Below are 22913 nucleotides of genomic sequence, written 5' to 3' on the forward strand. Positions count from 1 at the left end.
TACGCTTATGTGCCCCCGGCTGGCGGTTTTTCCCCAAATGAGAGGTCACAAGCTTGTTTGACCGTTATGAAGCCGGTGAGCAGGCCGTACTGGTTCATATCTATTTCTCGCGAGACAAAGACACGGAAGACCTGAGCGAATTCGAATCGTTGGTTTCTTCTGCAGGTGTTGAGGCGTTGCAAGTCGTCACAGGTAGCCGTAAGGCTCCACACCCTAAATACTTTGTCGGTGAAGGAAAGGCCCAAGAAATTGCAGACGCAGTTAAAGCAACTGGCGCGTCTGTTATCCTATTTGATCATGCACTTACACCTGGCCAGGAGAGAAACCTGGAGGCACTGTGCGAATGTCGCGTGGTCGATCGTACCGGATTAATTTTAGACATTTTTGCCCAGCGTGCTCGAACCCATGAAGGTAAATTACAAGTAGAATTGGCGCAATTACGCCACATTGCTACCCGACTGGTTCGCGGCTGGACACACCTTGAGCGTCAAGGCGGCGGTATTGGTGCTCGTGGGCCGGGTGAAACCCAGCTCGAAACCGACCGTCGTTTATTGCGCGACAGGATAACGCTTATCCTCAGCCGACTTGAGAAAGTCGCCAAACAGCGTGAACAAGGCCGTCGGGCGCGTATTCGTGCCGATATCCCTACTGTTTCGCTCGTCGGTTATACCAACGCCGGCAAATCAACGCTGTTCAACCGTATTACTGAGGCCGACGTGTTTGTGGCCGATCAGTTGTTCGCCACGCTAGACCCGACAGTTCGACGCATTTCGGTCGCAGATGTCGGTGAGACAGTGCTGGCGGATACCGTAGGGTTTATTCGTCACCTGCCCCATGATTTAGTCGCCGCTTTTAAAGCGACATTGCAGGAAACCCGACAGGCAACTCTGCTAATGCATGTGATAGACGCAGCGGATATTCGCGTTGAGGAAAATATCGACGCGGTGAATACGGTGCTAGCAGAGATTGAAGCAGATGACATCCCTGTGCTGTTAGTGATGAATAAAATAGATATGTTGGATGACTTTGTCCCGCGTATCGACCGCAACGATGAGAATTTGCCGATCAGGGTCTGGCTTTCAGCCGTGACCGGTGAAGGTATCCCGTTGTTATTTCAGGCATTGACGGAGCGTCTTTCTGGTGAAATAGCGCAGCACGAATTGCGTTTACCACCGGAGGCAGGCCGCCTTCGTAGCCGTTTTTACCAGCTTCAGGCTATTGAAAAAGAATGGATTGAAGAGGATGGAAGTATTGGTCTTATGGTGCGAATGCCCATTGTTGACTGGAACCGCCTCTGCAAACAAGAACAGGCACTGAGTGGTTATGTCCGCAACCAGAACCTGTCTGATTTGGCCTGAAGAACACCAATCATAGAATAATGGAGCTATAACATGGCGTGGAATCAGCCCGGTAATAACGGACAGGACCGCGACCCCTGGGGCAGCAGCAACAATAGCGGCAACTCTGGTGGAAATAATTCTGGTGGTAATAACAACAAAGGTGGCCGCGAACAGGGCCCGCCTGACCTCGATGATATCTTCCGTAAACTCAGCAAAAAGCTGGGTGGTTTCGGTGGAAAAGGTTCGGGCAATGGTAATGGAACCGGCAATGGTTCTACTCCGCAAAACAGCCTAAGCGGCCGTATTATCGGTATCGCTGTGGTGGCCGTGGTTGTTATCTGGGCCGCCAGCGGTTTCTACACGATTAAAGAAGCGGAGCGCGGCGTTGTGACGCGTTTCGGTAAGTTTAGCCATCTGGTTCAGCCTGGTCTGAACTGGAAACCGACCTTCATCGATCAGGTTCGTGCTGTTAACGTCGAATCTGTGCGTGAATTGGCGGCCTCTGGCGTCATGCTGACCTCCGACGAAAACGTCGTGCGCGTCGAGATGAACGTTCAGTATCGCGTTACCGACCCAGAAGCTTACCTGTTCAGCGTAGCAAATGCTGACGACAGCCTGAGTCAGGCAACTGACAGTGCGCTGCGTGGTGTTATCGGTAAATACACGATGGATAAAATCCTGACTGAAGGCCGTACCACGGTGCGTAGCGACACCCAGCGCGTATTGGAAGAAACAATTCGTCCATACAAAATGGGTATCACGGTACAGGACGTCAACTTCCAGACCGCGCGTCCACCGGAAGAAGTGAAAGCCGCTTTCGATAACGCCATCGCGGCCCGTGAGAAAGAGCAGCAGTCTATTCGTGAAGCTGAAGCCTACGCGAACCAGATCCAGCCTCAGGCAAATGGTGAAGCACAGCGTAAGCTGGAAGATGCTAAAGCCTATAAAGACCGTACTGTTCTGGAAGCTCAGGGTGAAGTGGCGCGTTTCGCCAAGCTGCTGCCTGAATATAAAGCCGCGCCGGAAATTACCCGCGAGCGTCTGTATATCGAAACCATGCAGAACGTCCTTAGCCATACCCGTAAGGTGTTGGTTAACGATAAGAGCAACAATCTGATGATGTTGCCTCTGGACCAAATTATGCGCGGCGGCAACGCGGCTGCATCAAAAGGAACTGATCAGGGCGGGCTTCTGCCTCCAAGATCTTCAAGTTCACTGAACAGTGTGAACAGCAGTGCCAATAACAGCGGTTCCCGTTCGTCTGGCAGTGTCATGGACCAACGCCGTGCTGATGCACAGCGTGACGATACACTTCGCGTAGGGAGAGAATAACAATGCGTAAGTCATTTTTACTTATCGTCGTTGTGGTGCTGGTGGCGCTTTATGCTTCACTGTTTGTGGTTCAGGAAGGCGAGCGCGGTATCGTGCTGCGTTTCGGCAAGGTTCTTCGTGATAACGAAAACAAACCTTTGGTTTATGCGCCGGGCCTGCACTTCAAAGTACCTTTTGTTGAGTCGGTGAAAACCCTCGACGCGCGTATTCAGACCATGGATAACCAGGCTGACCGTTTCGTGACCAGCGAGAAGAAAGACCTGATCGTTGACTCATACCTGAAATGGCGTATCAGCGATTTCAGCCGTTACTATCTGGCCACGGGCGGCGGCGACGTCTCTCAGGCAGAAGTATTGCTGAAACGTAAACTGAGTGACCGTCTGCGTTCTGAAATCGGTCGTTTAGATGTGAAAGACATCGTGACTGACTCACGTGGTCGTCTGACTCTGGACGTTCGCGACGCGCTGAATAACGGTTCTGCCGAAGAAGTTGAAGCGACAACCGAAGCTGATGATGCGATTGCCTCCGTGGCTAAACGCGTTGAGCGTGAAACCAGCGGCGAACAGCCTGCGGTGAATCCAAACAGTATGGCTGCGTTGGGTATTCAAGTTATCGACGTGCGTCTGAAGCAGATCAACCTGCCACAGGAAGTGTCGAGCGCCATTTACGACCGTATGCGTGCTGAACGTAACGCGGTTGCATTGCGCCACATCTCCCAAGGTCTGGAAGAAGCTGAAAAACTGCGTGCAACGGCTGACTACGAAAGAACCCGTACCGTTGCCGAAGCTGAGCGTACTGCGCGTATTACTCGCGGTGAAGGTGATGCAGAAGCGGCTAAGCTGTTTGCTGATGCCTTCAGTCAGGACCCAGACTTCTACGCATTCATTCGTAGCCTGCGTGCTTACGAAGAGAGCTTCAGCAGCGGTAACGATGTCATGGTGATGAGCCCGGACAACGATTTCTTCCGCTTCATGAAGTCTCCAGATAAAACCAAGTAATCAGGTTTTGCTGATAATCAAAAGGCCCTTAACGGGGCCTTTTGTGCTATATGAGCCCGTCAATTCACAGAGAAAAGAGCAAAAATGAATTCGAGCATTTGGTTAGCGCTGGGGTTAGTTCTGGTTCTGGAAGGTTTAGGACCTATGCTTTACCCGAAAGGATGGCGAAAAATGATTCAATCCATGACTCAGTTGCCCGACAGCGTTTTACGTCGTTTTGGCGGCGCTCTTGTGGTTGCTGGCTTCGTTATTTACTACATGTTGCGGAATCAGACCGGTGGCTAAAGATTTGTGACTAAGCCGCGTCACTTTTGTTTTTGGCGCGTAGCAGGTAATGGAAAAATTTCACGCAATCGTATACTAAAAGTGCTGGAAACCACGGATTGAGATGTTAGAATCCTTTTTTAAGCAACCTGGTGATTCTTGAGATGGGTAAGAACGTCGTCGTACTCGGCACTCAATGGGGTGACGAAGGGAAGGGCAAGGTCGTCGACCTGCTGACCGAACGGGCTAAATATGTTGTGCGCTATCAGGGCGGTCACAACGCTGGTCATACTCTGGTTATTAACGGTGAAAAAACCGTTCTTCATTTAATTCCTTCTGGCATTTTGCGTGAAAACGTCACCAGCATCATCGGCAACGGTGTTGTACTGGCGCCTGACGCCTTAATGAAAGAAATGGGCCAGCTTGAAGCTCGTGGCATCCCTGTACGCGAACGTCTGTTACTGTCTGAAGCCTGCCCGCTGATTCTGCCTTACCATGTCGCTCTGGACATGGCGCGCGAAAAAGCGCGTGGCGATAAAGCTATCGGCACCACCGGTCGTGGTATCGGCCCTGCTTATGAAGATAAAGTTGCTCGTCGCGGTCTGCGCGTGGGTGATCTCTTCAACAAAGAAACTTTCGCTATCAAGCTGAAAGAAATCATCGAATATCACAACTTCCAGTTAGTGAACTACTACAAAGTAGAAGCCGTTGATTACCAGAAAACGCTGGATGACGTGATGGCTATCGCCGACATCCTGACCGGAATGGTTGTTGACGTGTCTGAACTGCTGGATGGCGCGCGTAAGCGTGGTGACCTGATCATGTTCGAAGGCGCACAAGGCACCTTGCTGGACATCGACCACGGTACTTATCCGTACGTGACCTCTTCTAACACCACGGCTGGCGGCGTTGCTACCGGTTCTGGTATTGGTCCACGTTACGTTGATTACGTTCTGGGTATCGTTAAAGCCTACTCCACTCGCGTGGGTGCAGGTCCGTTCCCAACTGAACTGTTCGATGAAACTGGCGAATACCTGCGTAAGCAAGGTAACGAATTTGGCGCGACCACTGGCCGTAGCCGTCGTTGTGGCTGGTTGGACATCGTTGCTGTTCGCCGTGCGGTGCAGATCAACTCCCTGTCTGGCTTCTGCTTGACCAAGCTGGACGTGCTGGATGGCCTGAAAGAAGTCAAACTGTGCATCGGTTACCGTATGCCAGATGGCCGCGAAATGACCACCACCCCGCTGGCAGCAGAAGGCTGGGAAGGCATTGAGCCAATCTACGAAACCATGCCAGGCTGGACCGAAACCACCTTCGGCGTGAAGCAAGTAGACAAGCTGCCACAAGCGGCGCTGGACTACATCAAACGCATCGAAGAATTGACTGAAGTGCCAATCGACATCATTTCGACTGGTCCGGATCGTAGCGAGACCATGATCCTGCGCGACCCGTTTGACGCATAACAGCCCGGCTGTCTGCTGCTAACGCCGCAATGAAATCCAAACCGGGCCTTGTGCCCGGTTTTGTTGTATATAGCAAAGTTTTTCTGCCCGCCTATGCTTGTGTACTTCTCATAAACCATCCACTATCTAAATGATTAGCCGCGAACTTCATCGCTGGTTTATCATCAACACGCTAATTTAAATAATCTTCTTAACCCTGTTGTCATCGTCGAAAGAGAAAGAACGGGTAAACTACTACCCAGAGGTATGTGTGCAGTTAACGAGTTTTACTGATTATGGTTTGCGGGCACTGATTTACATGGCGGCACTGCCAGACGATCAGATGACCAATATTTCACAGGTCACCGAGGTATATGGTGTATCGCGTAACCACATGGTGAAAATCATCAATCAGTTAAGCCGGGCTGGATTGGTCACAGCCGTGCGGGGTAAGAACGGTGGGATTAAGCTGGGTAAGCCAGCCGAAACTATCCTTATTGGCGACGTTGTGCGTGAACTTGAACCTTTGACGCTGGTGAATTGCGCCCAAGACTTCTGCCACATCACGCCAGCGTGCCGACTTAAGCAGGTATTACACACTGCTGTAGAACATTTTCTTGATGAGCTGAATCAATACACTTTGGCTGACATGGTCAAAGACAATTCATCGCTCTACAAATTATTGCTTGTTGAATGAAAGAGCTTCAACAAACTGCTGATGACAACGGAGGAACCGCTATGTCACAAGATCCATTCCTGGAACGAGAAGCAGAGAAATACGAATCACCTATTCCTAGTCGTGAATTTATTCTTGAACACCTCGCTAAACGTGAAACCCCTGCCAGCCGTGAAGAACTCGGCAATGAACTGAATTTATCCGGCGAAGAAGCGCTGGAGGCACTGCGCCGCCGTCTGCGCGCCATGGAGCGTGATGGGCAACTGGTCTTCACCCGCCGCCAGTGCTACGCGCTGCCAGAGCGTCTGGACCTGCTGAAAGGCACGGTCATTGGTCACCGCGACGGTTACGGCTTCTTACGCCTCGAAGGTGTGAAAAAGGATGACGTTTACCTCTCTGCCGAACAGATGAAAATGTGTATCCACGGCGACGTGGTGCTGGCGCAGCCTATCGGCACTGACCGTAAAGGCCGTCGCGAAGCCCGCATCGTGCGCGTGGTGGTACCAAAAACCAGCCAAATCGTCGGCCGCTACTTCACCGACGCCGGTGCAGGCTTTGTGGTGCCGGACGACAGCCGTTTAAGCTTCGATATCCTGATCCCAGCCGATGCCATTAACGGCGCGCGCATGGGTTATATGGTGGTGGTCGAGCTGACCCAGCGCCCGACTCGCCGCACCAAAGCCGTGGGTAAAATTGTCGAAGTGCTGGGCGACAAGATGGGCACCAGCATGGCGGTGGATATCGCGCTGCGTACTCATGAAATCCCTCACGTCTGGCCGCCGCAGGTACTCAAGCAAGTTGAAGGCTTGAGCGAGCAGGTGCCGGAAGAGGCCAAAAAAGGCCGCGTCGATTTACGCAAATTGCCGCTGGTTACCATTGATGGCGAAGACGCCCGCGACTTCGATGACGCCGTTTACTGCGAGAAAAAACGCGGTGGCGGTTGGCGTCTCTGGGTGGCCATCGCCGACGTAAGCTATTACGTGCGTCATGGCACCGCGCTGGACGACGAAGCCCGCAGCCGCGCGACCTCTGTCTACTTCCCGTCGCAGGTTGTGCCAATGCTGCCGGAAGTGCTGTCCAACGGCCTGTGCTCGCTCAACCCGCAGGTTGACCGTCTGTGCATGGTCTGCGAGATGACTATCTCGGCGCAGGGCAAGCTCACTGGCTCGAAATTCTATGAAGCGGTGATGAGCTCCCACGCTCGCCTGACTTACAACAAAGTTTGGCGCATTATCGACGGCGACGAAGAGCTGCGCGAGCAGTACAGCCCGCTGGTGAAACACCTGCAAGAGCTGCACACCATGTACAAAGTGCTGGATCAGGCGCGTGCAGAGCGTGGCGGTATCGCCTTCGAAACCGAAGAAGCCAAGTTTATCTTCAACGCCGAGCGCCGTATCGAGCGCGTCGAGCCGACCGTGCGTAACGATGCGCACAAACTGATCGAAGAGTGCATGATTCTGGCGAACATCGCCGCTGCGCGCTTTGTTGAGAAGCACAATGAGCCCGCGCTGTTCCGCGTTCACGACCGTCCGAGCGACGACCACATCTCCGCGCTGAAAAGCGTGCTGGGTGAGTTAGGTCTGGTGATGGGCGGCGGCATGAAGCCTGAGCCGAAAGATTACGCGCAAATCATGGATGAGCTGGCGGATCGCCCTGACCGTGAAATGCTGCAAACCATGCTGCTGCGTTCTATGAAGCAGGCGATTTATGACCCGGAAAACCGCGGTCACTTCGGTCTGGCGCTGCAATCTTATGGTCACTTCACGTCGCCAATTCGTCGCTACCCTGACTTGGCGCTGCACCGTGCGATCAAGTACCTGCTGGCGAAAGAGCACGGCACGCTGAAAGACCGCTGGACGCCAACCGGCGGCTGGCACAGTGATTACGAAGACATGCTGCAACTGGGCGAGCACTGCTCGATGGCCGAGCGCCGTGCTGATGAAGCAACGCGTAACGTCGCCGACTGGCTGAAGTGTGACTTCATGCAAGACCACGTGGGCGAAGTGTTTAACGGCATTATCGCCAGCGTCACCGGCTTCGGCTTCTTCGTGCGTCTCAACGACTTGTTCATCGACGGGCTGGTTCACGTTTCCACGCTGGATAACGACTACTACCGTTACGACAACATTGGTCAGCGCTTGATTGGTGAGTCTTCCGGCATGGTTTATCGCTTGGGCGACACGGTTGAAATCCGCGTTGAAGCTGTTCACATGGACGAGCGCAAAATCGACTTTGCTCTGGTTTCCAGCACTCGCAAACCACGTGGTGAAGGTAAAACTGCCCGCGATCGTGCGAAGAAACCGGGTGAACGCGCCATGCGCCCAACTGGCCCGGCCAACGGCGGTCGCCGCCGTACTGGCAAGAAAGGGGTGAACTTCGAGCCGGACAGCGCCTTCCGTAAAGAAGATGGCAAGCCAGCAAAAGCTTCCCGTTCGAAAAAAGCCGCTAAAGATGCCGCTGTGGCGCCAGTAGCTAAAGCGGCCGTTAAAGGTACGACGGGCAAAGACGGTAAGCCGAAGAAGGCCAAAAAGCCTTCTGAGAAGACGCAGAAGATTGCCGCGGCCACCAAAGCCAAGCGCGCAAAGAAAAAGCAGTCTGACAGCTAGCCGGACGGGTGATAGAATCGCCCGCAACCTTGTTTAATGTTTCATTGCGGACAGCATGCTGTCCGCAATTCTATTTTAAAGAGCATCATGAGCGAAATTATCTACGGTATTCACTCCGTTAAAGCCTTACTCGACAACGATCCGCAGCGCTTTCTGGAAGTTTTCATCCTGAAAGGCCGTGACGACAAACGCCTCAAACCCCTGATTGATGAGCTGGAAGCCAGCGGCATCGTGATTCAGGTGGCAAACCGTCAATGGCTGGATGAGAAGTCCGAAGGTGCTGTGCATCAGGGCATTATTGCCCGCGTGCGCGAAGGGCGTCAGTATCAGGAGAATGATCTTCCTGCGCTGCTCGAAAGCCTCGACAGCCCATTCCTGCTGGTGCTGGACGGCGTGACTGACCCGCATAACCTCGGCGCTTGCCTGCGTACCGCAGACGCGGCGGGGGTTCACGCGGTGATCGTTCCTCGTGACCGTTCTGCCAAGCTGAACGCCACGGCGAAGAAAGTCGCCAGCGGCGCGGCAGAGAACGTGCCGTTAATCAACGTGACCAATCTGGCGCGCACCCTGCGCGTGTTGCAGGAGCACAATGTGTGGATCGTCGGCACCGCCGGTGAAGCTGACCACAACCTGTACCAGAGCAAAATGACCGGCCCAATGGCGTTGGTGATGGGTGCAGAAGGCGAAGGTATGCGCCGCCTGACTCGCGAACACTGCGACGAGCTGATCAGCATTCCAATGGCGGGTTCTGTCTCTTCTCTGAACGTGTCAGTAGCGACCGGCGTCTGCCTGTTCGAAGCCGTGCGCCAGCGCGCGCTTAAAGCCTAATCCTTCGGGTTAAGCCTTTGATATGTAAACGGGAGCCAACAGGCTCCCGTTTTGCATTCCCGCCTTTGTGATCCACTCGCCTGTTAATTCCCCGATTTTTACCATACTTGATCTCATCACGACGTGGTCCTTTAACAGTCATGGAGAACATTATGGACTGGCAAACCCATCGAGTTTTTAATCAGCCGAAGCCGCTCAATAACAGCAATTTATTCCTTTCTGACTCCCCCCTGCGTGAAGCGGTGAACCGGCACCATGCTGGCTGGGACGCCGACGTGCTGGCTTCCCTTGGGCAACAGCTGGGGTCGGCGGAGTCGCTGGAGCTGGGGCGATTGGCGAATGTAAACCCGCCAGAGCTGCTGCGCTATGACCCGACCGGCGAGCGGCTGGACGAGGTGCGTTTTCACCCCGCGTGGCACCTGCTGATGCAAGGGTTGATTGCCAACCGGGTGCATAACTTGCCGTGGGAAGACGAAGCGCGGATTGGCTCCTCGGTGGCACGCGCGGCGCGTTTCCTGCTGCACGCGCAGGTCGAGGCAGGCACGCTCTGCCCCATCACCATGACCTTTGGCGCCATCCCGCTGCTCAAGAAGACCCTGCCCGCCGAATTCAAACAGTGGCTCACGCCGCTGCTTTCCGACCGCTATGACCCTCATTTGCTGCCCGGCGACCAGAAGAAGGGCGTGCTGATTGGCATGGGGATGACCGAAAAGCAGGGCGGCTCGGACGTGCTGAGCAACACCACCAAGGCGACGCCGCTGGCTTCGCGTGGCCCCGGCGAAGCTTATCGGCTGGTAGGCCATAAGTGGTTTTTCTCCGTGCCGCAGAGTGACGCTCACTTGGTGCTGGCCCAAGCCGACGGCGGGCTGTCGTGCTTCTTCCTGCCTCGTGTATTGCCGGACGGGCAGCGCAACGCCGTGCGCATCGAGCGCCTAAAAGACAAGCTGGGCAATCGCTCCAACGCCAGCAGCGAGGTGGAGTTCCAAAACGCCACCGGCTGGCTGCTGGGGGAGGAGGGCGACGGCGTGCGGCATATCCTCAAGATGGGCGGCCAGACGCGTTTCGACTGCGCCTTGGGCAGCCACGGCATGATGCGCCGGGCGCTGTCGGTTTCGCTTTACCACCTCTTCCAGCGTCAGGCGTTTGGTAAGTCGCTGGTGGATCAGCCGATTATGCGCCAAGTGGTGAGCCGCATGGCGCTGCGCCTTGAGGGGCAAACTCAAATTCTGCTGCGACTGGCGGCGGCCAGCGGCGCGACGGACAGTGTCAGCGAGCAGGTGCTGTATCGCCTGTTGACGCCCGCGGCCAAGTTTGAAGTGTGCCGACAGGGCATGCCTTTTGTGGCCGAAGCCATGGAGACGCTGGGCGGCGTGGGGTATTGCGAAGAGAACGAGCTGCCGCGCCTGTATCGCGAGATGCCGGTCAACAGCATTTGGGAAGGCTCGGGCAATATCATGTGCCTCGACGTGCTGAGAACCTTGAAGAAAGTGCCCGACAGCGGCGAGCTTGTGCAGCAGGTTTTACATCAGGTTCGCGGGCAGAATCGCTGGTTTGACCGCGCGGCCCGGCAGTTGCTGCAAAGGCTGCGTTCGCCGGAGGAAGCGCAGGCGCGCAGGCTGACTTCTCAGCTATTTAATCTGTTTGCCGGTGCGCAGATGCTGGAGTTTGCTCCGCCGCCGATTGCCGACGCTTGGTGCCAAATGACCTTAGACGAGCGCGGCGAAAGCCTGCTGCCAGAGCGCCTGTGCCAGCAGTTGCTTAACCGCGCGATTGGGGCGGAGTAGCTTTTAACGGTAAAGAATGGCCTGCGAGTACCAGCGGCCCGGCACGATGGTTTCGCTGTTAAACATAATCACGTAGTAACGCGCGCCTGCGGCGTCGGCTTTGCGCTGCACGGCGGCTTCGGCGTCCATCGGGCTGCCAATCGCTTCCACCGTAATGCTGCCCATTTTGGTCAGCGTCGAGGTTTGCGCGCGGGTGATCTCCTGCGCCTTGGCCGTTGGGGCTGGGGGCGGAACGGGCGTGGTTTGCGTCAGGCTGCTACAGCCGCTGAGCGCGACAACAAAAAGTAGGCAAAGCAGGGAGGGCGTTTTCATTGGAATGTCCAAAATATCGGCGATAGCCTCAGTGTAGCGCTTCGCCGAGGAATCTGGCGAGAGGCTCAACGCCGCCCCTCGCCACAGATCGCACTTTTAGGAGCTTATCTTGAACAGGCTGACCACCCGCGACAGGTGCTGACCCTGCTCGCTGAGCGACTCGGTGGTCTGGTGAGAATGCTCAACTAGCATGGCGTTCTCCTGCGTGGCTTTGCCAATCTGCATAATCGCCACATTGACTTGGGAAATGCCCGCCGACTGTTCGTGAGAAGCCACGTCAATGTCATGCATCAGCGCGCTCACTTGGCGAATGCCCTGCAAGATGTCGCTCATGGTGGCCTGCGTTTTACGCGCGCTGTGCTGGCCGTCGTCGACCTTCTGCAATGAGTCGTTAACCAGCGTTTCAATCTCTTTTACGGCATTGGAGCTGCGCTGCGCCAGAGCACGAACCTCGGCGGCGACCACGGCAAACCCGCGACCCTGCTCGCCCGCGCGAGCAGCTTCTACTGCGGCATTCAGCGCCAGAATATTGGTCTGGAAGGCGATGCTTTCGATAACCGTGGTGATATCCGCAATGCGTTTCGACGAGTGCTCAATGGCCGCCATGCTTTCTGCCGACTGCCTGACGGCATCTTCACCCGCCGTGGCGGCATCTGCCGTCTGCTGCACCAGTCGCGCCGCCTGAGAGGCGTTGTCGGCGTTGTGCTGCACATTGCCGGTGATCTGCTCCATGCTGACCGAGGTTTCTTCCAGACTGCTGGCCTGAGTGCCAATCTGCTGGGTGATGCGCCCGCCGTTGGTGGCCAGACTTTGAGTGCTTTCGCTCACTTCGACCGACACCTGACGCACTTCGGCGACGATTTTCTCCAGCCCGCTGCCAATGCCGTCAATGGCATTCATCAACGCGCCAATCTCATCGATCCGCTGCGTCTCGGCCCGCGCCAGCAAGTTACCGCTGGCATACTGCTCGGCGATTTTCACCACCTGATTCAACGGCTGGCTCACCATTCTTTTGGTCAGCCAGACAAACAGCACGGCGAAGGCGACGAGGGCCAGCAGGCTGATGACGATAAACTGGTTGCGCGTCTGATCGACCTTTTCGACCAGACTGTCTCTGTCGGTGGTGCCCGCCACAATCCAGTGCCACTCCGGGATGCTGGTGTAGACCATAAATTGCGCACGATGGTTTTCGGTGTCGGTATATTCCTGCTCGCCGTGCTGCTGGCTAATCACCTTTTGCAGCATGCCTTCTGGCCACGACGGGCGCTGGCCTTCGCGATGCGCATCAATCAGGTAGTTGCCCTGGTTTTCCCCCTCGGCGCTGTTGAGCGCGAAAAATGCTCCTTTGGTGCCAATGCGTTTGGCGAGGATCTTGCTGCGCATATCGGCGAATTGTTTGGTGATATCCACGCCGACAAACAGAATGCCAATCACGCCGCCCTGCGCATCGCGCACTGGCTGGTACTTGGTGATGTACTGCTTGCCGAACAGCGTCGCCAGCCCGCTGAAGGTCTGGCCCGCCATAATTTGCCGATAGGCCGGGGCGGTGGGGTCAAGCAGCGTGCCGATAGCGCGGGTGCCATCCTGCTTTTTCAGCGAGGTAGTTATGCGGATAAAGTCATTGCCGCGCCGGGCGAAAATAGTCGAAATCGCGCCAGTGCGCTCGAGGAAGTCGTCCGGCAGCTGAGTATTAAGATTGAGCACTTGCCCACCCGCCTTCAGGGTTGGCGTGGTTTGGTCACCGACCTTCAGGGTATTTTGGCTATCAAGTTCAAAATCGGAGGGAAGGAAGCGGCTGAAAAGGCGAGTGTAGCTGTCGACCTGCGCGTTCAGGCTATTGTTATAGATTTCAATCATATCCGTCACGCCAGCGACTTGTTCATTAATCGCCTGTATCGCTAACGTGTTGATTTGCTTGCCCGCTGATTGCGCCAGTGAAAGCGTGATAATAATAAAGAGGATCCCTACCAGTGCCGAAGCGCAGCTGGCGAGCTTGGCGCCAATACTCCAACTGCGAAAAAAGAAAGGCTTAGCCGTTTGCATGTTCATTTCCGTTTGTTTTTTGAATAGCGCAGTAACGGCTAAAGCTGGGAAATGATTAGTTCCATAATGTAAGGATTTGTTTCACTAAATTTTGATCTAAATCATGGAAATTTAGATTTAACTTAATCAGATATTTTATTCTTGGTTATAAATCATGCCAAAAAGCCAGTGGTAGCTTTCGCTGAGCTGGCTAAAATAGAGGCTTCGCGAAGATTTTCGCCTTATCGCCATTATTTAAGGGAGTGAATCAGATGGTTGAGATGTATCAAGAGGAGGTGGAAGGCATCCAGCTGGTCCACGCCGTCCCTTCTGGCCAGTACCACACGCTGCTGCCTACCATTTTCTTCTATCACGGTTTTCTCTCTTCAAAAGAGATTTACTCCTACTTTGGCTACACGCTGGCGAAAGCCGGATATCGGGTGATCCTGCCGGATGCCCAACTGCACGGCGCGCGCGCCGACGGCGATGAGCCAAAGCGTCTCGCCAGCTTCTGGCGCATTCTGCAAAGCAATGTCGATGAGCTTGAGCTGCTTAAAGAGTCGTTTGTCGCCCGCTCTTTGGCGGACGGCGAGCGTTTGGCGGTGGCGGGCGTGTCGATGGGCGGCATGACCACGCTGGCGTCGCTGGTGCGCTTCCCGTGGGTGAAAGTGGCGGCCTGCCTGATGGGCTCGGGCTATTTCTCAACACTGTCTGCCACGCTCTATCCAAATTATCAGCAGGAAGATGCCGAGCAGCTTGCGGCTTTCCGCCAGCATCACGCGCCGCTCCTCAGCTGGGACGTCAGTGACAAAGTGGCGCAGATTGCCGATCGCCCGCTGTTTATCTGGCATGGCGAGCAAGATGACGTGGTGCCTTTTGCCGACAGCCTGCGCCTGCGTCAGGAGATTATTGCCAGCGGCCACGGGTCGAATCTGACCTTTGTTGCCGAGCCCGCCGCTACGCATAAAGTCAGCGTTTTTGCGCTCAACGAGACACTCGCCTTCTTCGAGCGCCAGCTATAACACGAGTATTATCAAAGGCTGAGAATTAATCAGCCTTATTCCTTGAGTTTCCCGCTGGCTATACATATAATTGCGCGTCATTTTTTCGACCGCACAACAAACACGTTCCTTGCTTCCATGGGCCGCGGTTGACCCTGACAGGAGGCTGAATAATCCGTAAGGAGCAATTCGATGCGTCATTACGAAATCGTTTTTATGGTTCACCCTGACCAAAGCGAACAGGTTCCGGGCATGATCGAGCGTTACAGTGCTGTAATCACTAACGCTGCTGGTCAGATTCACCGTCTGGAAGACTGGGGCCGCCGTCAACTGGCTTACCCGATCAACAAACTGCACAAAGCTCACTACGTTCTGCTGAACGTTGAAGCTCCGCAGGAAGCGATCGATGAGCTGGAAACTAACTTCCGCTTCAACGACGCCGTTATCCGTAGCATGGTTATGCGTACTAAACACGCGGTAACTGAAGCTTCACCAATGGTTAAAGCGAAAGACGAGCGCCGTGAGCGTCGTGAAGATTTCGCCGAAGCTAATGATGATTCTGAAGCTGGGGATTCTGAAGAGTAATTGCCCGTGACGGCGAATCGTCTGGTGTTGTCCGGCACAGTGTGCAAGGCCCCCATTCGTAAAGTCAGTCCTTCCGGGATACCCCACTGCCAGTTTGTGCTTGAGCACCGCTCGCAGCAGGAAGAAGCCGGATTTAACCGACAAGCATGGTGCAGAATGCCCGTAGTTGTCAGTGGACAAGCGTCACAAGCATTAACTCACAGTATAACGGTCGGCACGCAACTCACTGTTTCCGGATTCATTAGTTGCCATCAAGGGCGCAATGGACTGAACAAAGTGGTGTTACATGCCGAGCAGATTGATTTGATAGATTCTGGAGACTAGCCTAATGGCACGTTATTTCCGTCGTCGCAAGTTCTGCCGTTTCACCGCGGAAGGCGTTGTAGAGATTGATTACAAAGACATCGCTACGCTGAAAAACTACATTACCGAAAGCGGTAAAATTGTCCCGAGCCGTATCACCGGTACTCGTGCAAAATACCAGCGTCAGCTCGCTCGTTGCATCAAGCGCGCTCGCTACCTTTCTCTGTTGCCATACACTGATCGTCATCAGTAATCGGCAACTGTCCATTAACGACTTTGAGAGGATAAGGTAATGCAAGTTATTCTGCTTGATAAAGTAGCAAACCTGGGTAGCCTGGGTGATCAAGTTAACGTTAAAGCGGGCTATGCTCGTAACTTCCTGGTACCACAGGGCAAAGCTGTTCCTGCTACCAAGAAAAACGTTGAGTTCTTCGAAGCACGCCGTGCAGAACTGGAAGCCAAACTGGCTGACGTTCTGAGCGCTGCTGAAGCTCGCGCAACTAAAATCAACGAACTGGGTTCAGTAACCATCGCGTCTAAAGCAGGCGACGAAGGTAAACTGTTCGGCTCTATCGGTACTCGCGATATCGCTGATGCCGTTACTGCTGCTGGCGTTGAAGTTGCTAAAAGCGAAGTTCGTTTGCCGAATGGCGTTCTGCGTACCACTGGTGAACACGAAGTTGAGTTCCAGGTACACAGCGACGTATTCGCTAAACTGAACGTAGTTGTGGTTGCTGAAGCGTAATAACGCTGAGGTTAACCTGTGAGACGCCGGCCTAGTGCCGGCGTTTTGCTTTTTAGAGAAGCAAAAATTGAAAGCGCGAATTAACGGCTGCGCTGATATGTCCCATCTGCCTGACGAGTAAAGAGTACCGTCGTATTCTGCTCGGTGGTGATTTGTAGCGACGTCACCGCGCCCTGCGCATCGCGCTGAATCTTCACTTCCTGTCCCGCCTTCAAGTTACTCAGCGGCTTTTGGCTGCCTTCCACCTGCGCCATCGCGAACACATCGTTAACCGCCAGATTATTGTCGCGGAACAGCTGTGCCATGGTTTGACCCGGCTTCACGCTGTAGCTCTGCCAGTTGTCCTGTGCGACAGGCTGAGGCGGCTCAGTGGCCGCCTGTTGTTGAGGTTGAATCTCTTGCTGTTGCGGCTGAGCCCGCTGGGTGGTGCGCCCTTGGTCGTTTCGCAGGTCAGCTTGCATCGGAATGGATGTCGGCTGCTGCGGCTGGGAAGGGGCATAGGTGTTCGGCGGTGAATAAGGCCATAACAGCGCCAGCACCACGATCAGCGCGCTAAGAAGTATCCAGCGGCGATGCGCGTAAGGCAGGGGTGACATCCAGTGAAAATTATCACTCATATGCCAGACTTTATGCCCCAGCGCCTTGGCTTTGCTCACCAGTGACGGCTTCTGCGGCGGCAGCTCTTGCGATTCATCGCTTTCAGACTGCGGCGTAGCGTTACGCATCGGTCTTTTCATAATGGCAATCCAGGATCTCAACATGGGTTGATACATACGGATGGCTTTCCTTCTCCTGGGCGGGATTCGGCCCATGACAACCTCTCTTTCTTACGCTTAAAACGCACGACTACTGGATTTAACAGAACAAAAATCATACCCGATTATTCTGTCGGATTTTCCCGCTAAGTATAGCTGGTTAACTGCTTGATGCGGAAAGGAACAACGCACAAATAGCACGCAAACGATGCCTTTGCCGAGAATTAACCCGATAAACCCTGTGATGGGTGGGGAGAAAGTAGAACCATGTCATGCCACGTCATAGAGAATTTTACCCAAAAGCCGTGCGCTGTTATGCTGCGTTTTCGACTTTTTAAGATTTTAAGGAAACTTCATGACAACCCCTTCATTTGATAGCGTTGAAGCGCAGGCAAGCTACGGTATCGGCTTGCAAGTTGGTCAACAATTGCAAGAATCAGGTTTACAAGGTTTAGAGCCTGACGCATTGCTGGCAGGCTTACGCGATGCGCTGGAAGGGAATACGCCAGCAGTTCCTGTTGACGTTGTTCACCGTGCTCTGCGTGAAGTTCACGAGCGTGCTGACGCCGTGCGTCGTCAACGTCAAGAAGCTCTGGCCGTTGAAGGTCAAGAGTTCCTGGCTGCCAACGCCCAGCGCGAAGGCGTGACCAGCACCGAGTCTGGCCTGCAATTCTCTGTGATTAATCAAGGCGATGGCCCAATCCCAGGCCGTCAGGATCGCGTGCGCGTTCACTACACCGGTAAGCTTATCGACGGCACCGTGTTCGACAGCTCTGTACAGCGCGGCGAGCCAGCTGAGTTCCCAGTTAACGGCGTTATCGCTGGCTGGATTGAAGCTCTGACCCTGATGCCAGTCGGTTCTAAGTGGGAGCTGTATATCCCTCATAACCTGGCTTACGGCGAACGTGGTGCTGGCGCGTCCATCCCACCATTCAGCGCGCTGACCTTCGAAGTTGAGTTGCTGGAAATCCTGTAATCGCCATTGATTGCGGATGCTGAAGTAAAATGAAAGGGCGCCTCGGCGCCCTTTTTGCTTTCTAAAACCTTTCTGATCACTTCTTCAGCGGCGTTTGCAGGTCAACCTGATAGACCTCGAAACCGACGTCATCCGCGCCCTTGGCAGTCATCGGGTACTGCGCGTGGGTTTTGATGAATTCGGCCGCTTTCTCGCTCGGGGATGTCTCGAAGCGAATATCCAGAGGCTGGCTGGCGACAATCGGTGCCAGACGCCAGTTGTTGTCCGCGGTTGGCGTGACTGCCCCTGATTTCTGGGTTTCAGCACCAATATAAGCCGCGACGACAGAGCGGTTTTCGTCTGGTGAGGCGAAGGCGATGTGCTTATCACCCGTGCCAGCGAACTTACCGCCATAGGCGCGGTAGTTGTTGGTGGCGACCAAGAAGGTGGCTTTCAGGTCGATAGGCTTGCCGTTGAAGGTCAGGTTCTTGATGCGCTCTGCATCTTTATTGATGAGCGTACACTCGCCGTCATAGCGCGCGGGCTGGGTGACGTCTATCTGGTAATTCACCCCGTCAATCACGTCGAAGTTGTAGGTGCGGAAGCCGTCCCAGTTAATCAGCGACTGCGGCTTGCTGCTGTGGACGTCGATTTGGTTGAACTGCCCGGCGGAGCACTCCAGCCAGTCTTTCACTTCCTGCCCGCTGACTTTCATCACCACCAAGGTGTTCGGGTAGAGATAAAGGTCTGAGGCGTTGCGGAAGGTCAGATTGCCTTTCTCGACCTCGACGAAGCTCGCCGGGTCATTCTTGCGTCCACCGGCTTTAAACGGCGCGGCGGCAGAGAGCACTGGCAGGTTGGCTAAGTCCGGGTCACCCTGAATAAAGTGCTCGGTATAGGCTTTCTGCGCGTTATTGACGATTTGCACCGTCGGGTCATCCTGAATCAGCGACAGGTAGCTGTACATGTTGTCGTTGGATTTCCCCACCGGCTTGCTAACAAACTCACGCGTGGCCTTGTGGTCGTCGGCCAGCACTTTCACCAGCTCCGGGTCTTCCGCCGCGAGAGACTTTTTAGTGGCTTTGTCGAAAATTGGCCGGGCTTCGGCGCGGGCCGTTTCCACGCTCCACTTGCCGTCATTGTTGTTCAGCACCATATCCACCACGCCGAGGTGGTCGCCCCACATGCCCGGCATTACTGCCGGAACGCCATTCAAGGTGCCCTGTTTGATGTCTGCGCCTTTAATATTGGCGAAGTCTTCACTTGGGAACACGGCGTGCGCGTGGCCGAACATAATGGCGTCGATGCCTTTAACTTGGCTTAAGTAGTAGACCGAGTTCTCTGCCATGGTTTTATATGGATCGCCGGAAAGCCCCGAGTGCGGGATAGCCACGATGATATCCGCCCCTTGCTTGCGCATCTCTGGCACCCATTTCTTGGCGGTTTCGGTGATGTCGGCGACCGTCACTTTGCCTTGCAGATTGGCTTTATCCCACACCATGATTTGCGGCGGCACAAAGCCGATGTAGCCAATGCGCAGGTTATGGGTTTTGCCGTCGCGGTCTTTAACGGCGTTATCAGTGATGAGGAACGGCGTGAACAGCGGCTTGCCGGATTTGCTGTCGATGACGTTGGCGTTCACATAAGGGAATTTCGCCCCGGCAATCGCCTTCTGCAGATACTCCAGCCCGTAGTTGAACTCATGGTTGCCCAAGTTGCCGACCACGTAATCCAGCGTGTTCATGGCTTTATAGACCGGATGCACATCGCCCTTGTTCAGCCCCTTGGCCGCCATATAGTCGCCGAGCGGGCTGCCTTGAATCACGTCGCCATTGTCGACCAGCACGGAGTTAGTGACTTCGCCGCGCGCCGTGTGGATCAGGCTGGCGGTGCGCACCAGACCGAATTTGTCCGTCGGCTTATCTTTGTAGTAGTCGAAGTCCATCATGTTGCTGTGTAAGTCGGTGGTTTCCATGATGCGAAGATCAACCTGTGACGCATGGGCCGAGACGGCAACCAGCGAAGCCAGCAGGGATAACGTCAGATGACGCTTAAGCATTGAAGTGCCTCCAGAAAAGAAGAACAGTGAACAAAAAGTCGGATATATATCTCAAAATTCGCTGAGAATGTAATCAGGTGTCATAAATAATTGTGAGATGTAACAGGTATTGCCGAGCGGAATTGTTAACACGGGCAGATTACGGGATAGCTATTCCGCCTAAAAAAAACTAGGCTTCTTACATGACTTAGCGTTTTGAAAAGAACAACTGAGGTGGACAATGTTAGAGCAAATTTGCCAACTGGCGCGCAAGGCGGGTGACGCCATCATGGCGGTGTATGACGGTGAGCAGCCGTTAGACGCCCGCCAGAAACAGGATGACTCTCCGGTCACGGCGGCAGATATCGCGGCTCACAACGTGATTAAGCAAGGTCTGGCGGCGCTTGACCCTCAGACCCCGATGCTGTCCGAAGAAGACCCGCAGAGCTGGAGCGAGCGTCAGGGCTGGAACCGCTACTGGCTGGTTGATCCACTCGACGGCACCAAAGAGTTCCTCAGACGCAATGGCGAATTCACGGTGAATATCGCGCTGATTGAAGACGGCAAGCCGGTGCTGGGCGTGGTGTATGTGCCGGTGACCGGCGTGATGTACAGCGCGGCAGAAGGCAAGGCGTGGAAAGAAGAGAAGGGCGAGCGTAAGCAGATCCACGTGCAAGAAGCGCATCCGCCGCTGGTGGTGGTGAGCCGTTCGCACTATGCCAACGATCAGGAGCTGCAGGATTACCTGACCCAGCTCGGCGAGCACCAAACCGTGTCGGTAGGGTCTTCGCTGAAATTCTGTCTGGTGGCGGAAGGCGAGGCGCAGCTCTACCCGCGCTTTGGGCCAACCAATATCTGGGACACCGGCGCAGGCCATGCCGTGGCGATTGCCGCGGGCGCGGTGGTCAAAGACTGGACCGGGCAGACTCTGCTTTATACGCCGAAAGAGTCATTCCTTAATCCGGGCTTCCGCGTTTCACTGTTCTAATGAAGCTATAAGTAGCTATAACTAAACAGAAAAGCGCGGGTTGCGCTTTTCTGTTCGCGTCACGGTGGCTGGCACTTACTGCTTCACCAACTGATGCAGCATATCAATCACCTGTTTGACCTCGGCCTGCGTCAGCGCACCCTCTTTGGCAAACTTAATCATCCCGTTTTTATCTAACACCACGATGGCCGAGCTTTTCGGCTCCAGCTGCCACGCCTTCTTCACCGCGCCATTACTGTCGACAATCACCTGTGACCACGGGAACTCCTTCTTGCCGCCCTCGATGCTTTTACGCACAAACATGCCGGTGCCGATAATGGCGTCATCGGTATTCACGATTGTCGTCGTTTGGTAACGATCGTGAGGTAGATTGGCTGCCCTTATGGCATCGACCAGCGGCGCATTCAGCTCTTTGGCGCTGCTGCGCCCGGCCATGTGCTGCACCACGCGGACCTTGCCCGGCAATTTGGCACTGTTCCAGCGGGAGTAGCTGAACTCATCGTTGACGTAATTAAGTTCGCCTTTTTCGTCCACGCCGACCGCCGGCAGGCGATTGTCGATGACTAAATTGTGGGCTGAGGCGAAGAATGGAAAAATAACTAAGGATATAATTAGCAAGCTTCTTAAAATCATAGCGGCTCCAGAGATAGGGCGATAAAACATACCGACCCGACAATCATAGAAGCTGTTAAGTGGTCTGTCCTGTTGAGATGTTAACAGTGTGTTATAGCTTACAGAAATGACATAGATTGAAGGGTTATACTGTTGGCATAAGGACTATTCCGAAAAGCATACTGTCAAGGTAGGTAAAAGCAGTTAAATATACTGGCAGAACCTGAACTCCCTGCTATGTTATATGTCTACTCACTGCGGATACGATTCGATTCAGGCTTCCATCGCAGCGTTAACCTGAGCCTGAGTACGCAGTGATTTATCGGAGGAAAGTAGAAAAATGAGAATCTTCCAGCGCTACAATCCGTTGAAAGTAGCCAAGTATGTTAAGACGTTGTTCCGCGGTCGTTTGTACATTAAAGATGTCGGCGCATTTGAGTTCGACCATGGCAAAATTTTATTGCCGAAAGTACGTGATAAGCGCCATTTTAGTGTGATGTCTGAAGTAAACCGTCAGGTTATGCACCTTCAGGCTGAGTTGGGCTAAGGCCCACGGGCGCGTACAACAGTGAGTTTTCTGTTGTTCGCGCCATTATGTTTTCTGTAGATAGTTTCCCAGCACATTCCCCTTCTTCGCTTTAAACCGGTCGTTTCAATCCCGCGCGCAGTGCTTCCACTTCCTGACGACAATGACAGCCCTCGAGATGATCGTTCACCAGCCCCAACGCCTGCATTAATGAATAGGTGGTGATTGGCCCGACAAAGGTCCAGCCGCGCTTTTTCAGCCCTTTAGACATGGCAATAGAGGCGGCGGTGGTGGTGTTTTCATGCCAGTAAGCCAGATTGACGGTTTCCGGCCGCTCCTGCGGCGTTGGCTCAAACTGCCAAATCCACGCCGCCAGTGAGCCTGCTTCCTCCACCAGTTCAATCGCGCGTTTGGCATTGTTAATGGTGGAGAGGATTTTTGCCCGATTGCGCACGATGCTGGCGTCTTGCATCAGGCGCTCAACGTCCTGCTGGTCGAACTGCGACACCAGATGGAAGTCGAAATCCTTGAAAGCCCGGCGAAAATGCTCGCGCTTGTTATAAATCAGCTTCCACGACATGCCGGAATGAAAACCTTCGAGGCAGATCTTCTCAAACAGCCGTTGGTCATCAACCACCGGGTGGCCCCATTCGTTATCGTGGTAGTCCGGCATGCTTGGCTGCCAGAAGCAGCGGTGCGTCCCGTCTTCGGCGACGATCAGTCCAGTATCCGTGTGACTCAATGCTTTGCTCAAAACCTTATGCTCCATCGCGGGGGAATAAACTTACCCTAGTGGGCTTT

23 protein-coding genes are annotated in these 22913 nt (G+C 54.3%); 17 read left to right on the forward strand and 6 right to left on the reverse strand.

Annotated features, from left to right (window positions below):
* Window positions 1–53 precede the first annotated feature (53 nt).
* The 9 genes from hflX to GEAM_RS19955 all read left to right on the forward strand — a co-directional run bounded on the left by hflX (window position 54) and on the right by GEAM_RS19955 (window position 11270).
* Window positions 54–1358, forward strand: coding sequence for a ribosome rescue GTPase HflX (gene hflX, locus GEAM_RS19915; protein ID WP_034795161.1), 1305 nt, complete (start codon window positions 54–56; stop codon window positions 1356–1358).
* A gap of 33 nt (window positions 1359–1391) precedes the next feature.
* Window positions 1392–2672, forward strand: coding sequence for an FtsH protease activity modulator HflK (gene hflK, locus GEAM_RS19920; protein WP_034795164.1), 1281 nt, complete (start codon window positions 1392–1394; stop codon window positions 2670–2672).
* Window positions 2673–2674: 2 nt separating this feature from the next.
* The gene (hflC, locus tag GEAM_RS19925) at window positions 2675–3670 is read left to right on the forward strand and encodes a protease modulator HflC (protein ID WP_034795166.1); all 996 of its coding nucleotides are present in this window, start codon (window positions 2675–2677) and stop codon (window positions 3668–3670) included.
* Between the two features lie 84 nt (window positions 3671–3754).
* On the forward strand, window positions 3755–3955 hold the full coding sequence (locus GEAM_RS19930; protein ID WP_034795168.1) for a DUF2065 domain-containing protein: 201 nt from the start codon (window positions 3755–3757) through the stop codon (window positions 3953–3955).
* A gap of 143 nt (window positions 3956–4098) precedes the next feature.
* Complete coding sequence (locus tag GEAM_RS19935; protein WP_034795171.1) at window positions 4099–5397, forward strand: adenylosuccinate synthase; 1299 nt, start codon at window positions 4099–4101, stop codon at window positions 5395–5397.
* A 250-nt stretch (window positions 5398–5647) separates the two neighbouring features.
* The gene (gene nsrR, locus GEAM_RS19940) at window positions 5648–6073 is read left to right on the forward strand and encodes a nitric oxide-sensing transcriptional repressor NsrR (RefSeq protein WP_034795174.1); all 426 of its coding nucleotides are present in this window, start codon (window positions 5648–5650) and stop codon (window positions 6071–6073) included.
* A gap of 41 nt (window positions 6074–6114) precedes the next feature.
* Window positions 6115–8658 carry a ribonuclease R gene (gene rnr / locus GEAM_RS19945; protein WP_034795177.1) on the forward strand — a complete coding sequence of 848 codons (2544 nt, stop codon included), beginning with the start codon at window positions 6115–6117 and terminating at the stop codon, window positions 8656–8658.
* An 87-nt stretch (window positions 8659–8745) separates the two neighbouring features.
* Window positions 8746–9486: a 23S rRNA (guanosine(2251)-2'-O)-methyltransferase RlmB gene (gene rlmB / locus GEAM_RS19950; RefSeq protein ID WP_034795179.1), complete on the forward strand. Its 741-nt coding sequence runs from the start codon at window positions 8746–8748 to the stop codon at window positions 9484–9486.
* 152 nt (window positions 9487–9638) lie between these two features.
* The gene (locus GEAM_RS19955) at window positions 9639–11270 is read left to right on the forward strand and encodes an isovaleryl-CoA dehydrogenase (protein ID WP_034795182.1); all 1632 of its coding nucleotides are present in this window, start codon (window positions 9639–9641) and stop codon (window positions 11268–11270) included.
* A gap of 3 nt (window positions 11271–11273) precedes the next feature.
* On the opposite strand, the gene bsmA is transcribed toward GEAM_RS19955, so the two are convergent.
* Both bsmA and GEAM_RS19965 read right to left on the reverse strand, forming a co-directional pair.
* On the reverse strand, window positions 11274–11582 hold the full coding sequence (bsmA, locus tag GEAM_RS19960) for a biofilm peroxide resistance protein BsmA (RefSeq protein ID WP_051899587.1): 309 nt from the start codon (window positions 11580–11582) through the stop codon (window positions 11274–11276).
* 96 nt (window positions 11583–11678) lie between these two features.
* Window positions 11679–13625, reverse strand: a complete 1947-nt coding sequence (locus GEAM_RS19965) for a methyl-accepting chemotaxis protein (RefSeq protein WP_034795184.1) — start codon at window positions 13623–13625, stop codon at window positions 11679–11681.
* 251 nt (window positions 13626–13876) lie between these two features.
* Between GEAM_RS19965 and yjfP the strand changes: the two genes are divergently transcribed.
* The 5 genes from yjfP to rplI all read left to right on the forward strand — a co-directional run bounded on the left by yjfP (window position 13877) and on the right by rplI (window position 16238).
* Entirely contained in the window at window positions 13877–14626 is a 750-nt protein-coding gene (yjfP, locus tag GEAM_RS19970) for an esterase (RefSeq protein ID WP_034795187.1), read from the forward strand.
* 171 nt (window positions 14627–14797) lie between these two features.
* Entirely contained in the window at window positions 14798–15190 is a 393-nt protein-coding gene (rpsF, locus tag GEAM_RS19975) for a 30S ribosomal protein S6 (RefSeq protein ID WP_017492198.1), read from the forward strand.
* Between the two features lie 6 nt (window positions 15191–15196).
* A complete protein-coding gene (priB, locus tag GEAM_RS22875; protein ID WP_072009937.1) occupies window positions 15197–15514 on the forward strand; it encodes a primosomal replication protein N in 318 nt (105 codons plus the stop codon).
* A 4-nt stretch (window positions 15515–15518) separates the two neighbouring features.
* Window positions 15519–15746: a 30S ribosomal protein S18 gene (gene rpsR / locus GEAM_RS19980; RefSeq protein ID WP_002210155.1), complete on the forward strand. Its 228-nt coding sequence runs from the start codon at window positions 15519–15521 to the stop codon at window positions 15744–15746.
* A gap of 39 nt (window positions 15747–15785) precedes the next feature.
* On the forward strand, window positions 15786–16238 hold the full coding sequence (gene rplI / locus GEAM_RS19985; protein ID WP_034795192.1) for a 50S ribosomal protein L9: 453 nt from the start codon (window positions 15786–15788) through the stop codon (window positions 16236–16238).
* An 80-nt stretch (window positions 16239–16318) separates the two neighbouring features.
* Here rplI and GEAM_RS19990 read toward each other — a convergent pair whose 3' ends face one another.
* Window positions 16319–17050 carry an OapA family protein gene (locus GEAM_RS19990; RefSeq protein WP_034795194.1) on the reverse strand — a complete coding sequence of 244 codons (732 nt, stop codon included), beginning with the start codon at window positions 17048–17050 and terminating at the stop codon, window positions 16319–16321.
* Window positions 17051–17348: 298 nt separating this feature from the next.
* Here GEAM_RS19990 and bamJ point away from each other — a divergent pair, with 298 nt between their 5' ends.
* Window positions 17349–17969: a BamJ family beta-barrel-assembly machinery protein gene (bamJ, locus tag GEAM_RS19995; protein WP_034795197.1), complete on the forward strand. Its 621-nt coding sequence runs from the start codon at window positions 17349–17351 to the stop codon at window positions 17967–17969.
* Window positions 17970–18045: 76 nt separating this feature from the next.
* Here bamJ and GEAM_RS20000 read toward each other — a convergent pair whose 3' ends face one another.
* Window positions 18046–20007, reverse strand: a complete 1962-nt coding sequence (locus GEAM_RS20000; RefSeq protein WP_034795199.1) for a bifunctional 2',3'-cyclic-nucleotide 2'-phosphodiesterase/3'-nucleotidase — start codon at window positions 20005–20007, stop codon at window positions 18046–18048.
* A 220-nt stretch (window positions 20008–20227) separates the two neighbouring features.
* Between GEAM_RS20000 and cysQ the strand changes: the two genes are divergently transcribed.
* Window positions 20228–20974, forward strand: coding sequence for a 3'(2'),5'-bisphosphate nucleotidase CysQ (gene cysQ, locus GEAM_RS20005; RefSeq protein WP_034795200.1), 747 nt, complete (start codon window positions 20228–20230; stop codon window positions 20972–20974).
* A gap of 75 nt (window positions 20975–21049) precedes the next feature.
* Here cysQ and GEAM_RS20010 read toward each other — a convergent pair whose 3' ends face one another.
* Window positions 21050–21607 (reverse strand): YtfJ family protein, encoded by a 558-nt coding sequence (locus GEAM_RS20010; RefSeq protein ID WP_034795202.1) that lies wholly within the window; start codon window positions 21605–21607, stop codon window positions 21050–21052.
* Window positions 21608–21926: 319 nt separating this feature from the next.
* On the opposite strand from GEAM_RS20010, the gene GEAM_RS20015 reads away from it, so the two are divergent.
* The gene (locus tag GEAM_RS20015; RefSeq protein WP_034795204.1) at window positions 21927–22133 is read left to right on the forward strand and encodes a DUF1107 domain-containing protein; all 207 of its coding nucleotides are present in this window, start codon (window positions 21927–21929) and stop codon (window positions 22131–22133) included.
* Window positions 22134–22224: 91 nt separating this feature from the next.
* On the opposite strand, the gene GEAM_RS20020 is transcribed toward GEAM_RS20015, so the two are convergent.
* Entirely contained in the window at window positions 22225–22866 is a 642-nt protein-coding gene (locus GEAM_RS20020; protein ID WP_419471233.1) for a DNA-3-methyladenine glycosylase I, read from the reverse strand.
* Window positions 22867–22913: the final 47 nt, after the last annotated feature.

Source organism: Ewingella americana ATCC 33852 (assembly GCF_000735345.1).
Classification (GTDB): domain Bacteria; phylum Pseudomonadota; class Gammaproteobacteria; order Enterobacterales; family Enterobacteriaceae; genus Ewingella; species Ewingella americana.